At 65.0% G+C, this 13762-nt stretch carries 12 protein-coding genes; 6 read left to right on the top strand and 6 right to left on the bottom strand.

Annotation, left to right across the window (positions count from 1 at the left end; genetic code table 11):
• Positions 1-102: 102 nt before the first annotated feature.
• Together bla and PMI04_RS03365 are read left to right on the top strand one after the other, a co-directional pair.
• On the top strand, positions 103-1029 hold the full coding sequence (gene bla, locus PMI04_RS03370; protein ID WP_007715129.1) for a subclass B3 metallo-beta-lactamase: 927 nt from the start codon (positions 103-105) through the stop codon (positions 1027-1029).
• Between the two features lie 60 nt (positions 1030-1089).
• On the top strand, positions 1090-1911 hold the full coding sequence (locus PMI04_RS03365) for an SDR family oxidoreductase (protein WP_007715130.1): 822 nt from the start codon (positions 1090-1092) through the stop codon (positions 1909-1911).
• 29 nt (positions 1912-1940) lie between these two features.
• On the opposite strand, the gene PMI04_RS03360 is transcribed toward PMI04_RS03365, so the two are convergent.
• The 6 genes from PMI04_RS03360 to aspS all read right to left on the bottom strand — a co-directional run bounded on the left by PMI04_RS03360 (position 1941) and on the right by aspS (position 9200).
• A complete protein-coding gene (locus PMI04_RS03360; protein ID WP_007715131.1) occupies positions 1941-3551 on the bottom strand; it encodes a GMC family oxidoreductase N-terminal domain-containing protein in 1611 nt (536 codons plus the stop codon).
• A gap of 126 nt (positions 3552-3677) precedes the next feature.
• The gene (locus PMI04_RS03355; RefSeq protein ID WP_007715133.1) at positions 3678-3863 is read right to left on the bottom strand and encodes a hypothetical protein; all 186 of its coding nucleotides are present in this window, start codon (positions 3861-3863) and stop codon (positions 3678-3680) included.
• 80 nt (positions 3864-3943) lie between these two features.
• Positions 3944-5275, bottom strand: coding sequence for a methyl-accepting chemotaxis protein (locus PMI04_RS03350; protein WP_007715136.1), 1332 nt, complete (start codon positions 5273-5275; stop codon positions 3944-3946).
• An 82-nt stretch (positions 5276-5357) separates the two neighbouring features.
• The gene (locus PMI04_RS03345) at positions 5358-6143 is read right to left on the bottom strand and encodes a hypothetical protein (RefSeq protein ID WP_007715138.1); all 786 of its coding nucleotides are present in this window, start codon (positions 6141-6143) and stop codon (positions 5358-5360) included.
• A 65-nt stretch (positions 6144-6208) separates the two neighbouring features.
• A complete protein-coding gene (locus tag PMI04_RS03340; RefSeq protein WP_007715141.1) occupies positions 6209-7297 on the bottom strand; it encodes a DUF5694 domain-containing protein in 1089 nt (362 codons plus the stop codon).
• A gap of 118 nt (positions 7298-7415) precedes the next feature.
• A complete protein-coding gene (gene aspS / locus PMI04_RS03335) occupies positions 7416-9200 on the bottom strand; it encodes an aspartate--tRNA ligase (RefSeq protein ID WP_007715142.1) in 1785 nt (594 codons plus the stop codon).
• 128 nt (positions 9201-9328) lie between these two features.
• Between aspS and rnd the strand changes: the two genes are divergently transcribed.
• The 4 genes from rnd to PMI04_RS03315 all read left to right on the top strand — a co-directional run bounded on the left by rnd (position 9329) and on the right by PMI04_RS03315 (position 13657).
• Positions 9329-10495, top strand: a complete 1167-nt coding sequence (gene rnd / locus PMI04_RS03330; RefSeq protein ID WP_037487458.1) for a ribonuclease D — start codon at positions 9329-9331, stop codon at positions 10493-10495.
• Between the two features lie 34 nt (positions 10496-10529).
• Positions 10530-10826 carry an I78 family peptidase inhibitor gene (locus PMI04_RS03325; RefSeq protein WP_037487461.1) on the top strand — a complete coding sequence of 99 codons (297 nt, stop codon included), beginning with the start codon at positions 10530-10532 and terminating at the stop codon, positions 10824-10826.
• A 147-nt stretch (positions 10827-10973) separates the two neighbouring features.
• Entirely contained in the window at positions 10974-12524 is a 1551-nt protein-coding gene (locus PMI04_RS03320) for an alpha-L-arabinofuranosidase C-terminal domain-containing protein (protein ID WP_007715147.1), read from the top strand.
• 20 nt (positions 12525-12544) lie between these two features.
• On the top strand, positions 12545-13657 hold the full coding sequence (locus PMI04_RS03315; protein ID WP_157178195.1) for a glycoside hydrolase family 43 protein: 1113 nt from the start codon (positions 12545-12547) through the stop codon (positions 13655-13657).
• Positions 13658-13762 lie beyond the last annotated feature (105 nt).

Genomic DNA, 13762 nt, shown 5'->3' with positions numbered 1-13762 from the left:
CGGCATAAGATCAGCTAATGCCTGTGTCGAGAATTGATGCTTTGTCGCAAGCCCGTATCTCCCGCAATCTCTGCCAATCATCAAGCATATAGGGGTAAAGCGATGCGCAACTGGATGGGCGTAGGTATCAGCATGGCTGCGATGTTTCTGGGTGGCCCGGCCTGGACGAAGGCGGCGGATGATCCATTGCTGCGACCGATCGCGCTTGCCTCGTCCAAGCGCTGGCTGGCGCCGCAGGCGCCGATCCGGCTACATGGCCAGACCTATCTGGTCGGGTTTGGCGGCCTCAACGTCGCGCTTATCAAAACCAATGCCGGGCTGATCCTGATTGACGGCGCGGTGCCGCAGGCAGTGCGCGACGTCGAGGCGAACATCAGGGCGTTGGGCTTTTCGATCCGCGACGTGAAGCTGATCCTGAGCACCGAACCGCATTTCGACCATGCCGGCGGGCTGGCCGCGCTGGCGCGGGACAGCGGCGCGACGGTGGTGGCGAGCGCGCCGGCGACCGTGGTGCTGCGCACCGGCGGCATCGATCCGGCCGATCCGCAGGCGGCCTGGCTGGAGCGCTTCCCCGCCGTCCGCCGGCTGCGCGCGGTCAAAGATGGCGAGGCAATCCGGCTGGGCGACACGGTCATCACCGCCGTCGCGACGCCGGGCCATACGATGGGCAGCATGAGCTGGCGCTGGAAAAGCTGCGAGGGGCGGCAATGCGCGACCATCCTCTTCGGCTCCAGCCTTAATCCGATCGCCGCCGAAGGCTATAGTTTTTCCGATCCGGCGCACCGGCCGGTGGTCGACGCCTTTCGCGCGACATTCGCCAAGGTGGGCGCAATGGACTGCGACCTGTTGATCACCGCCCATCCCGATCCGGCCGACCCGGCCAAGCTCGCGCGCTTGCGGGCGAAGCGCATGCCCAATCCCTTCATCGATCCGACCGCCTGCCGCCGCTATGCCGACCGGGCCGCCGGGATGCTGGACAAGAAGCTGGCGGCAGAGGGGGAGACGCGCAGTTACAACCGGGGCCAATAGCCCCTTTCCCTACCGACCTTAATTTGCGACACTATTGTCGTAAATATAAAGGAGAGCAGGATGCAGATCGCGGGCAGGACGATATTCATCACCGGCGGCGGCGGCGGAATCGGCGGGGGAATGGCGCAGGCCTTTGCCGAGAAGGGCGGGCGCATCATCCTGGCCGATATCGATGCGGATTTTGCCGAGGCGGAGGTGGCGAAGCTGCCGCCGGGGACGGATGCGCTGGCGCTGCCGATCGACGTCACCAACCGCGACAGCTGGGCGCAGGCCAGGGCCGCTGCGGAGGCGCGGTTCGGGCCTGTGGATATTCTCTGCAACAATGCCGGGATCGCGTCGGGCTTCGTGCCGCTGATCGACATGGATCCGGCCGATTTCGACCGGCTGGTCGCGGTCAACCTGACCGGCGTCTATAATGGCATCGCCTGTTTCGCACGGGCGATGGTCGACCGCGGCGCTGGGCATATCGTCAACACATCGTCGATGAACGGGCTCAATCCCTTCGGCCTGTTCGCCGCCTATTCGGCGAGCAAGTTCGGCGTGCTGGGCCTGTCGGATTCGCTGCGGCAGGAATTGGCGCCCCGTGGCGTCGGCGTCTCCACTTTGTTTCCCGGCCTGACCCGCAGCCGCATGTCGGAATCCGACACGGTCGGGCCGGGCGCGATGGACCCGGCGCGGCTGGCGCAGATTCGCGCCAACATGATGGAGCCGATCTGGCTGGGCCGGGCGGTGGTGCGCGCGGTCGAGCAGGACCAGCCCTATATCATCACCCATCCCGAATATCGCGACGACCTGGCCCGCCGGTTCGACACGATCCTGGCGGCGTTCGGCGAACCGGCCCAGCCGGGCTATCGCACGGGGGCGTCGGCGACCGGGCGCTGACTCAGGCGCAAAAGCTCAGGCCCGAAAGCTCAGGAACGGGCGGCGGCGAGAATCATCTCCGCCCCCTTTTCCGCGATCATCATGGTCGGCGCATTGGTGTTGCCGGACGTGATCGTCGGCATCACCGAGGCGTCGATGACGCGCAGCCCGGCAAGGCCATGAACGCGCAGCTGCTGGTCGACCACCGCGCGCGGGCCGTTGCCCATGGCGGCGGTGCCGACGGGATGGAAGATGCTGCTGGCGATCGCGCCGATCCCTTCGAGCAGGGCGGCGTCATCCTGCCGTTCCGGCCCTGGGCGAAATTCCTGCGGCGCATAGGGGGCGAGGGCCGGCTGGCCGACGATCGCGCGGGTGACGCGCACCGCCTCCAGCGCGACCTGCCGGTCTTCGGCGGCGGACAGATAATTGGGGCGGATGGCGGGCGGGGCGAGCGGATCGGCGGAACGGATCCGCACATCGCCCCGGCTGTGCGGGCGCAGGTTGCAGACGCTGGCGGTGAAGGCGGGAAAGGCGTCGAGCGCGCCGCCGAACGCGGCCAGGCTCAAGGGTTGGACATGATATTCGAGATTGGCGGTGGCATGGCGCGGGTCGGATTTGACGAACATGCCGAGCTGGCTGGGCGCCATCGACAGCGGCCCGGAGCGGATGGCGAGATAGTGCAGGCCCATCCACGCCTTGCCCAGCCATGATCCGGCCCGGCCGTTGAGGGTGGCGATGCCGTTCACCCGATAGGCGCAGCGTATCTGGAGATGATCCTGCAAATTCTCGCCGACACCCGGCCGGTCGGCCAGCACGTCGATGCCGAGCGCGGCCAGCCGGGCGCCGTCGCCGATGCCCGATCGCTGGAGGATGGCGGGGCTGCCGATCGACCCGGCCGACAGGATGACTTCGCCATCGGCCTGCGCGGTGCAGGCTTCGCCATCCAGCAGGAAGCGCACGCCGGTGGCGCGGCCCTGCGCGATCGTCACCCGATCGATCGTCGCGCCGGTGACGATGCGCAGATTGGGGCGGTTCATGGCCGGACGCAGGAAGGCGTCGGCGGCGCTCCAGCGCCGGCCGCGCCGCTGCGTCACCTGAAAATAGCCCGATCCCAGATTGTCGCCGCCGTTGAAGTCGGCGGTTTCGGGCACGCCATATTGGCTGGCGGCCTGGCGGAAGCGGTCGAGCAGATCCCAGCGCAGCCTTTGCCGTTCGACCCGTATCTCGCCCCCCGCGCCATGGGTGGCGCTCGCCCCATCCTGATGATCCTCCGCGCGCAGAAAATAGGGCAGGACATCGTCCCAGCCCCAGCCGCTATTGCCGGCCTGACGCCAGCCATCATAATCGGCGGCCTGGCCACGCATGTAGATCATGCCGTTGATCGAGCTGCTGCCGCCGATCACCCGGCCGCGCGGATAGGCGATGGCGCGGGCGCCAAGGCCGGCCTCCGCCTCGGTCTTCAGGCACCAGTCGGTGCGCGGATTGCCGATGCAATAGAGATAGCCGACCGGGATTTTTATCCACAGCCAGTCGTCCTTGCCGCCCGCTTCCAGCAGGAGCACGCGGTTGCGCGGATCGGCGCTCAGCCGGTTGGCCAGCACGCATCCCGCGCTGCCCGCGCCCAGGATGATATAATCCCAGTTTCCGAAATCCCGGCTCATCGCCTCTCCTTTGCAGGCGAGACCATGGCCCGGCGGCAAGGCCCGCGTAAAGGCGCGGACCTCGCGCAGTGGCGATATGTCGGGCGATGCCCCGAACGTATGTCGGGCGGCGCCCCGAACGATCGATCAGTCGTGCGGGCGTAATGCGCGATTGAGCGTGTCGAGCACTTCGGCGATCGGTTCGGTCACGGTGACGCTGCGGCCTTCGCCGAACCGTATCCGGGTCCCGTCGCGGACGGATGAGACGAAGGTGACCTGGCTGGGATTGACCGCAGTTTCGGTACGATCAGTGCCCACGAACATGACCAGCATGACATCTCTCCTTCTATTGTCAGGAGAACCTAGCCGCATTCGCAGGCGACGCCAGTGCCTTTATACCGGTGCCCGTGGCGTCAGGCAGCCTGGATGGCATGCAAGAAGGCGCTGGCGCGGGCGTCGAGCCGATGCGCGCCCTGCGCCAATTGTCCTGCTGCCAAGCCGATATCGCGCGCGCCGGCGGCGGCGGCACCGGCATTGTCGCTGACCTGGCGTGCGCTGAGACGAATATGCTCGCTCGACGCACCGGCCTCCGACACGCTGCCCGCGATCGCGCGGCTGAAGGCGCCATGGCGCGCCACGGCATCAAACACCGAAGCCGACACCTCGTTCGCGGTCGCCATCGCCGCGTCCATATGGACATGGCCCTGCGCCACCGCCTCTACCGCCAGGCGAATATGGCCGATCCGCCGACCGACCTCTGCCGCAGCGTCGCGGGTCTGGCCGGCGAGCGATTTCACTTCGCGCGCAACCACGGCAAAGCCCTCGCCTGCAGCCCCGGCCCGCGCCGCCTCAATGCTGGCGTTGAGCGCCAACATGCTGGTCGCGCGAGCGATGTCGTCGATCAAGGTGATGACCGCGCCGATACCATCGGCCTCGATCCGCAGCGCTTCCGTCTGAACGCTCCCCGCGCGGGTCTGGACGACGGCGGCGCGGATCGCATCGCCAGCTGCACGGACCTGGTTTTCCATCGCCTGGAACAGGGCGCCCAATTCCTGTCCACCGGCTGCTATTCCCGTCAGATTATCGGCCGTCTGGGCAGCCGCCACGGCCATGCCGGCAGCCGATTCGCCATTGTCGGCCGCGCGCGCCGCGGCCTCGCCCGCGAGTGCCGACAGCATGTCGGCCATGCCGACCAGATCGCCGATCAGCGCTTCGACATCCTGGCGGAAGGCGCCGCTCTCGCGCGTCACCTGTTCCAGCCGCCGAGCCCGCACCAGCGCGTCGCGCGTGTCCCGTTCGGCCGCGAGTTTCAAAAGCAATGGCCCGCCGACCACACCGGCATATCGGCCCTGATCATCGGTAATGATCAGTCCCTCGCATCCGGCACCCTGGGCGGCATAAAGGTCGATCAGGCGTTCGACACTGGCGCTGCGTTTGACGCTCGCACAAGGCCGGACATGATCGTCCAGCCGGCCGCCAAAGCTGGGATTGCGCAGCAGCGCATGACCGAAAGGATTGAACAGGATACGCCGCATGTCGCGTTCATAGATGGCACCAACCGGTCGGTCGCCCAGGTCGAGTACGGGCAATAATCGCAACGCCGCATCCCCCTGGAAACGATCGACGGCATCGCTGAGCGGCTGGCCGAGCCGGATCGCGGGACAAGGCTGCGCGAAGGGCACAGCCGTGCCGTCGGCGGCGGACGGAGCCTTGTCTGGCAGGTCGAGCATCAGGGTCGCGTACATGACGGCCGGGCTTAGGGAAAAAGGGTAAATGAGCCCTTAGGATTTCATGACATTTTTGTTACAAGATATTGTTTTTGCGTAATTATTTTGCCGCCTTATAGCCGAAAGCCTCGCGCGCAAGCTTCACCACTTCCGGATCAGCCGCAGGAAAGTCCATCGGCACCAGCCGCTCCAGTCGATCCGCGACATAGGTCAGCGCGGCAATCCGTCCGGCCTTGCGGTTGTTGTTGTCGATCACCTTCCAGGGCGCTTCCTTCGTATCGGTCTTGCGAAACATGTCGTGCATCGCGTCCCAATATTCGATCCGCTTGGCGCGGTTGCGATAATCGTCGGCGCCGGTCTTCCAGCGCTTCCAGGGCGTGTCGAGCCGCTGCGCCAGTTGCTCGTCCTGCGTCTCCTGGGTGATATGGACGAACAGCTTGATGATGTTGGTACCGGTTTCGATCTGCTGCGCCTCGAACGCGTTGATATCCTTGTAGCCGCGCTTCCATTCCGCCTTTGTCGCATATTTCTCGACCCGCTCGACCAGAACCCGGCCATACCAGCTGCGGTCGAACAGGCCGATATTCTGGCTGGCGGGCAGACGTGTCCAGAAGCGCCAGAGGAAATGATGGTCCATTTCCTCGCGCGTCGGCGCGGCGATCGGGTGAACCTGATAATAGCGGGGATCCCAGTCGGCCGTCATCCGCTTGATGACCCCACCCTTGCCGGCCCCGTCCCAGCCTTCCAGCATGATGACCGATCGGCGATGGTGGAGGATATGGGCAACCTGAATTTTCGACAGGCGATGCTGCAGCGCCAGCAATTCGGCGTCATAATCGCCCTTATACTTCGCCCCGGTCTCATAATCCGACAGATTGATGGTCATGCGCCGCTCTCCTCCAAGGGGATCGCCGATTAGATCGAAGCCCAGGCTCAAGGGCAAGAGCGGTCTCAGCGCAGCACGGCGTCGGTGTCGACCAACCGCACATCGTGCATCATGTCGAGATAGGCCTGAAGGTAGAATTTGTGCGAGGCGCCGACGATCACCAGCATCCGCTGGCCCGGCGCGGCGGCGAACACATCGCGGATATTGGCCGCCATGCGCAGGTTGCGCACCTCCCAATAGCCGGCATAGCCGCGCCCGAAGCGCTGCGGCGAAGGCTCCTTGAGCGCGGCGCCGAAATCGCTGTCATAGATGGTCTGCGCCTGTTCCGGCGCGTTATAATCACGATAGAGCGCCAGTACGCCCGCGCCCGTCCTGATACCGGGCTGCAGTGCCGCATCGGCCGCCTTGCGCCGCGCGGTTGCCGGATTGTCCCACGCCTTCATGATCGCCGCACCCGCCGCCTTCTCTTCCTCGGCATTGCGATAGGGCCGGTCGGCGCTGTGATCGTCCATCGGTTCGAGCCGTTCCAGCCCCAGCCGCGCCGCGAGCGGCGCCGCGATCAGAAACTCCTCATTGCGACGCTGGCGCAGCGTTTCCAGGCGCGCCACCAGCACCGCATCCAGCCCATCCCCGGCATGTCGTTCCGGCATATCCAGGCGCAGCCATTGCACCAGCGCCGAACCCTGATCCTCCGCCGCCAGGAACAAAGCAGCCAGATGGCGTCGCTCAGACGCGGTCGGTTGCCCTGGCCAGGCGGCCAGAAGCCGATCGACCTCGGCCGTGGCGGCCGGCACGTCCAGGCCAGTCGCCTTGCGCGCTGGCGTCGCATCCCAGCAATAGGTTTCCACCGTTTCGGCATAGCGTTGCGGCGCACGGCGCAGGGCGTCGCATTGCAGGCCGGACAGCGACTCGACCGCAATCGACTGCGGCTTCCATATCGCAAGCCGGTCGATCAGCGGGTCGAGCGCCTTGGCATCGAAATCCTCGGGCCAGCCGGACAGATGGGGCGTGCCCAGCACCATTACCTCATTGGGCGGCCCCGCCACATCCTTGAGCGCGCTCGGATCGAAACCGGGGCCGGCCGCCTGGACCGCCATCGCCGACAGGCCCGCTGCCAGCCCGATTACCAGCATCGCCATGATCGTCCGCACCATCCGCCACACTCCCTTGCCGACACGTGTGTTATCATAACAATACAGTAAGGCAAGCAGGCATAGAAAAAGGCCCCCGCCCGAAGGCAGGAGCCCTGTTCTTTCCGACCGATGGAAAGGCTTATGCCTTCGCCTGCGGCTCCACCACGCGGATGTTGAGTTCACGCAACTGCTTGAACTCGGCGGCGCTCGGCGCGCCCATCAGCAGGTCTTCGGCGCGCTGGTTCATCGGGAACAGCGTGATCTCGCGCAGATTCTGCGCGCCGCACAGCAGCATCACGATGCGGTCGACGCCGGCGGCCATGCCACCATGGGGCGGCGCGCCGTACTGGAACGCGCGATAGAGACCGCCGAACCGCTCTTCCACATCCGCCTGGCTGAGGCCGACGATCTCGAACGCCTTGACCATTGCCTCGGGCGACTGGTTGCGGATCGAACCCGACGCGATCTCGAAGCCGTTGCAGACCATGTCATATTGATAGGCGTTGATCGTCAGCGGATCCTGATTGTTCAGCGCATCCAGGCCCCCCTGCGGCATCGAGAAGGGGTTGTGCGCGAAATCGACCGACTTGGTATCCTCATCATATTCATAGAAGGGGAAGTCGACGATCCAGCACAGGTCGAACCGGTCCTTGTCGATCAGGTCGAGCGTCTCGCCAATGCGGATACGCGCCAGGCCCGCCAGCTTGGCCGCCTGCGATTCCTTGCCGGCGGCAAAGAACACGCCGTCATTCGGACCAAGGCCCAGCGCCTCGATCAGCTTGGCGGTCGCTTCCTCGCCATGATTCTTGGCGATCGGGCCGCCGGGGACGCCATCCTTGATATTGATATAGCCCAGGCCCGAATAGCCTTCGCCGCGTGCCCAATTGTTCATGTCATCGAAGAATTTGCGGCTGCCTGCCCCCGCACCCGGCGCCGGAATGGCGCGGATCACATTGCCGCTCTCGACCAGGCTGGCGAAGATGCCGAAGCCCGAGCCGTGGAAATGCTCGGTCACGTCCTGGATGATGATCGGGTTGCGCAGGTCCGGCTTGTCGCTGCCATATTTCAGCATAGCTTCGGCGTGCGGGATGCGCGGGAAGCTGCCGGCCGGGGTGACCGGCTTGCCCTGCGCAAATTCCTCGAACACGCTCGCGATCACCGGCTCCATCGTGTTCCAGACATCTTCCTGGGTGACGAAGCTCATTTCCAGGTCGAGCTGGTAGAATTCGCCCGGCAGGCGGTCGGCGCGCGGGTCTTCGTCGCGGAAGCAGGGGGCGATCTGGAAATAGCGGTCGAAGCCGGCAACCATCAGCAACTGCTTATATTGCTGCGGCGCCTGCGGCAGGGCGTAGAACTTACCCGCATGGATGCGGCTGGGCACCAGGAAGTCGCGCGCGCCTTCGGGCGAGGACGCGGTCAGGATCGGCGTCGAATATTCGGTGAAGCCGGCATCTTCCATGCGGCGGCGCATGTCGCGGATGATCTTGGTGCGCGTCACGATATTGGCGTGCAGCGTCTCGCGGCGCAGGTCCAGGAAGCGATAGCGCAGGCGGATATCCTCGGGATATTCCTGCTCGCCCGCCACCGGCAGCGGCAGCTCCGCAGCGGTCGACAACACGGTCACGCTGTCGGCGACGACCTCGATCGTGCCGGTTTCCATCTTCGGGTTGGTCGCTTCCGGGCCGCGCGCGACGACGGTGCCGTCGATCGTCACGACCGATTCCGCCCGCAGCCCGTCCAGGATGCGCAGCGGCTCGCTATCCGCCTTGGCGACGATCTGGGTCAGGCCATAATGGTCGCGCAGGTCGATGAAGAGAACGCCGCCATGATCGCGCTTGCGATGCACCCAGCCGGACAGGCGGACGGTCGCGCCGACATCGGCTTCACGAAGGGCGCCGCAATTGTGGGTGCGATAGGCGTGCATGGCGTTTCGATCTTTCAGATTCGTTTTACGGAAATGACAAATTGTTGCGGCCCGGCTATGGGCTTGCCTTGTCGACTATCGACCAGCCCGCAGGACGCGGGCCAGCCCATAATAAGATCGAAGACCATATGCAAATTCATCCGCTGATTACCGACAGCAAGACGCTTTCCGATTTCTGCGCCCGCATGGCCAAATCGCCCTATGTCGCGATCGATACCGAGTTCATGCGCGAGAATAGCTACTGGCCCGAACTGTGCCTGGTCCAGGTCGCCGATGCGCATGAAGCCGCCGCGATCGACCCCAAGGCACCCGGCATCGACCTCAAGCCGCTGCTCGACCTGATGGTCGACAATGAAGATGTGCTGAAGGTCTTCCATGCCGGTGGCCAGGATATCGAGATCGTCCATAATCTGACCGGCAAGACGCCGCATCCGATGTTCGACACCCAGATCGCCGCGATGGCGCTCGGCCTTGGCGAACAGATCGGCTATGGCAATCTCGTCGATGCCTGGCTCGGCGTGCAGCTCGACAAGGGCGCCCGCTTCACCGACTGGGCGCGCCGGCCGCTCGACAAGCGCCAGATCGACTATGCGATCGGCGACGTCACCTATCTGATCGAAATCTTCCCCAAGATGCTGGAGGAACTGCGCAAGACCGGGCGCGGCGACTGGCTCGACCAGGAAATGGAGCGGATCAGCGATCCCAGCCATTATGAGAATGATCCGTCCGAAGCCTGGAAGCGCGTGCGCATCGCCAGCCGCAAGGCCGATGTGCTGGGTCGCCTCAAGGCGCTGGCCGCCTGGCGCGAGAAGGAAGCGCAGGACAAGAATCTGCCGCGCGGCCGCATCGTCAAGGATGAGACGCTGGCCGACATCGCCAGCCATCCGCCGCGGGTGCAGGAGGATCTGGGCAAGGTACGTGGCCTGTCTGCCACCTGGAAGACGAACGACATCGGCAACCGGCTGATGGCGGCGATCGCCAGCCACAAGCCGCTGAGCAAGGACGAGATGCCCGAACGGGACCCCAAGCGGCCGGGCCTGGGCAAGGATGGCGCGCTGGTCGCCGACCTGCTGAAGCTACTGCTCAAGATCCGCTCGCGCGACATCAATGTCGCGCCGCGCCTGCTGGCCCGCACCGACGATATCGAAGCGCTGGCGGCCGGCGTACGCGACGACCTCGCCATATTGGAAGGCTGGCGCTACGATCAGTTCGGCCGGGACGCGGTGGACCTGGTCGAAGGGCGGATGGCCTTCGCGGTCAAGAATGGCCGACTCAAGATGACGCGCACCGAATGACAAAAGTGGCCGTTTGAGGAGACAAGCGATGCGGATGCCGGTGATTGCGATGATGCTTCTGCCCCTGACCGCCTGCGGCGCGGCAGGCAGCGACGGCCCCGGCTCCGCACCGCCAGCCATGGCGGAAGGCCCATGCAAGAATGACGGGCTCGACCGCTTCACCGGGCAGAAGGCGTCGGCAGAGCTGGGCGCGGAACTGCTCAAGGCGTCGGGCGCCAAGACGCTGCGCTGGGGCGGCCCCAATGCGGCCATGACGATGGATTTCCGTCCCGACCGGCTGACCGTCAGCTATGACCAGGCGATGATCATCACCAGCGCGCGCTGCGGCTGAAGCGACAGCCACAGCGCCTTGACGCCTCCCCCCTCGTCGGACATGAATAGTCCGACAAATAACAGGGGATGGATGGCGATGCAGCATGTTGCGAGGCTGAAAATCGGGAAACTTCTGGCGAGCACCGGCTTATTGCTCGGAGTTTTCATGGCGTCAGCAACCGCACAGCCCGCCAGCCAGGCGGTGCTGACCGTCGATGTCGACCATCCCGGCGCCACGATCGATCCCAATATCTATGGCCAGTTCGTCGAGCATCTGGGTCGGGGCGTCTATGAAGGCATATGGGTCGGGCCGGACAGCCCCATCCCCAATGTGCGCGGTATCCGCAGCGATGTCGTCGCTGCGCTGCGTCAGATAAAAGTACCGGTGATCCGCTGGCCGGGCGGCTGCTTTGCCGACGGCTATCATTGGGCCGACGGCATCGGCCCCGCTGCCCAGCGCCCGCGCGGCCTCAATGCGGCATGGGACAAGTCGCCGGAAACCAATGCGTTCGGCACCCATGAATATATGGATTTCCTCGATCAGATCGGCGCCAGGGCGTTCGTGTCGGTCAATGTCGGGTCGGGCAGCGTCAAGGAAGCCGACGACTGGATGCGCTATATGACCGCCCCGGCCGACAGCCAGCCCGGACAGGCGCGCGCCGCCAACGGCCATGCCGCCCCCTGGGCCGTGCCCTTCATCGGCGTCGGCAATGAAAGCTGGGGCTGTGGCGGCAACATGACCGCCGACACCTATGCCGCCGCCTTTCGCCATTATGCCGCTTTCCTGCATGCCTATTCGGGCGAGCGGGCCAAGCTGATCGCGGTGGGCGCGGATACGGACGATTATGACTGGACCGAAAAGGTCATGGCGCAGGCGATGCAATGGCGCCCCAACCCGACGCCGCTCGCCTACAACACCGAACGTCCCCTGATGTGGGGCCTGTCGCTCCATTTCTACAGCTTCGCCGGCAATGACTGGCGCAACAAGGGGCGCAATACCGGCTTCGGCTCCGATCAATGGGCCGCAGCGCTCGCCCGCGCCCACCTGACCGACGAACTGATCCGTCGCCATGCCGCGATCATGGACCGCCATGATCCCAAGAAGCAGGTGGCCATCGCCGTCGACGAATGGGGCGCCTGGTTCGACAGCGAGAAGGACGCGCCCTCGCAACTCTATCTGGAAAGCACGCTGCGCGACGCGGTGATCGCGGGGATGAGCCTCAACATCTTCAACAATCATGCCGACCGGGTCCGCATGGCCAATGTCGCGCAGATGGTGAACGTCATCCAGTCGCTGGTGCTGACCCAGGGCGCGAAGATGGTGGTAACGCCGACCTGGCATGTGTTCGACCTGTTCAAGGTGCATCAGGGCGCCACCCTGATCCCGGTCGCGGTGCAGGCCCCCGACTATGTCGAGGGCGATGTCCGCCTGCCCGGCCTGAGCGTTTCGGGGTCGCAAGATGCGGCGGGCAAGCTGCACCTGACGATCGTCAATCTCGACCCCATGCAGGCGCGGCCGGTGCAGATCGCGCTGAAGGCCGGCACCTGGCGCACGGCCAGCGCTCAGATGCTGACCGCCGACCGGATCGACACCCGCATCCGCTTCGACGCGCCAGATCCCTTCGTCCCCGCGCCGCTGCCCGCCCGCCTCGCCGCCGGTCAGGTCCACCTGACGGTGCCGTCCAAATCGGTGACCCTGGTCGAAATCACCCCCTGATTGCCGCCTCACGGAGAGAAATGATGCTATCGCTGCGTACCGGCCTTGCCAGCCTCGCCCTTTGCCTTGCCACCGGCGCGATCGCCGCACCGGCCCCGCGGCAGCTCGACATCGTCCCCACCGTCGCACCGGCCAAGGGCAGCACGCCGCCCAGCGACGCCGCCCGCAGCGCCTATCTGCTCGCCTATTTCAAGGACGAGACCCATTCGCTCCACTTCGCCGTTTCCACCGACGGGTACAGCTTCACCGATGTCAACGACGGCAAGCCGGTACTCGAAGGCCGCGCCGTCGCCGAGCAGAAGGGCATTCGCGACCCGCATATCATGCGCGGGCCGGACGGCGCCTTCTACCTCGCGATGACCGACCTGCACATCTTCGCCCAGCGCGAAAAGCTGCGCGACACCCAGTGGGAACGGCCCGGCGACGCCTATGGCTGGGGCAATAACCGCTCGCTCATCTTCATGAAATCCTACGACCTGATCCACTGGACCCACCATATCGTCCATGTCGACCAGCTCTTCCCCTCGACCCGCGACATCGGCGCGGCCTGGGCGCCCGAGACGCTCTATGATCCCGCCCGTGGCAAGATGATGGTCTATTACACCACCCGCACCGGCGCGGGTAAGGAGCATATGGTCTATTCCTATGCGGACGAGGGCTTCACCACCCTGACCGATGAGCCGCGCAACCTGTTCGACTATCCCAAGCCGGAGATCGGCGCGATCGACGGCGACATCACCAAGGTCGGCGACCAATATCATCTCTTCTACGTCGCCCATGACAAGCCGGGCAATCTGCGCCAGGCCGTGTCATCGCGGATCAACGGCGGCTATGCCTTCGACCCGACCAAGATCGACCCCGAGTCCGTCGCGACCGAAGCGCCCACGCTCTGGCGCCGGCACGGCACCGACACCTATGTGCTGATGTATGACGTGTTCGGCGCCAAGCCTGTCAATAATATGGGCTTTTCCGAAACCACCGACTTCGTTCATTTCAGGAATCTGGGCCGGTTCAACGATCCCGGTTCGCCGATGAAGGCAACCAATTTCGTCCAGCCCAAACATGGCGCGGTCATGGCCGTGACGCCGCAGGAGGTCGCCCGGCTGCGCGCCTGGTTCGCAAAGGCGCCATAGCCTGGCAGGCTAGCGCGTTTTCGAAGCAGATGGCATCATCTGCTGGCTTGGAAAATGCGGAAAACAAAAGAAAAATAGAGCGTGATCCGATTCAGTATGAACGGA

The organism is Sphingobium sp. AP49, assembly GCF_000281715.2.
Taxonomy (GTDB): Bacteria; Pseudomonadota; Alphaproteobacteria; order Sphingomonadales; family Sphingomonadaceae; genus Sphingobium.
This window is presented reverse-complemented; position numbering and strand designations above follow the sequence as displayed.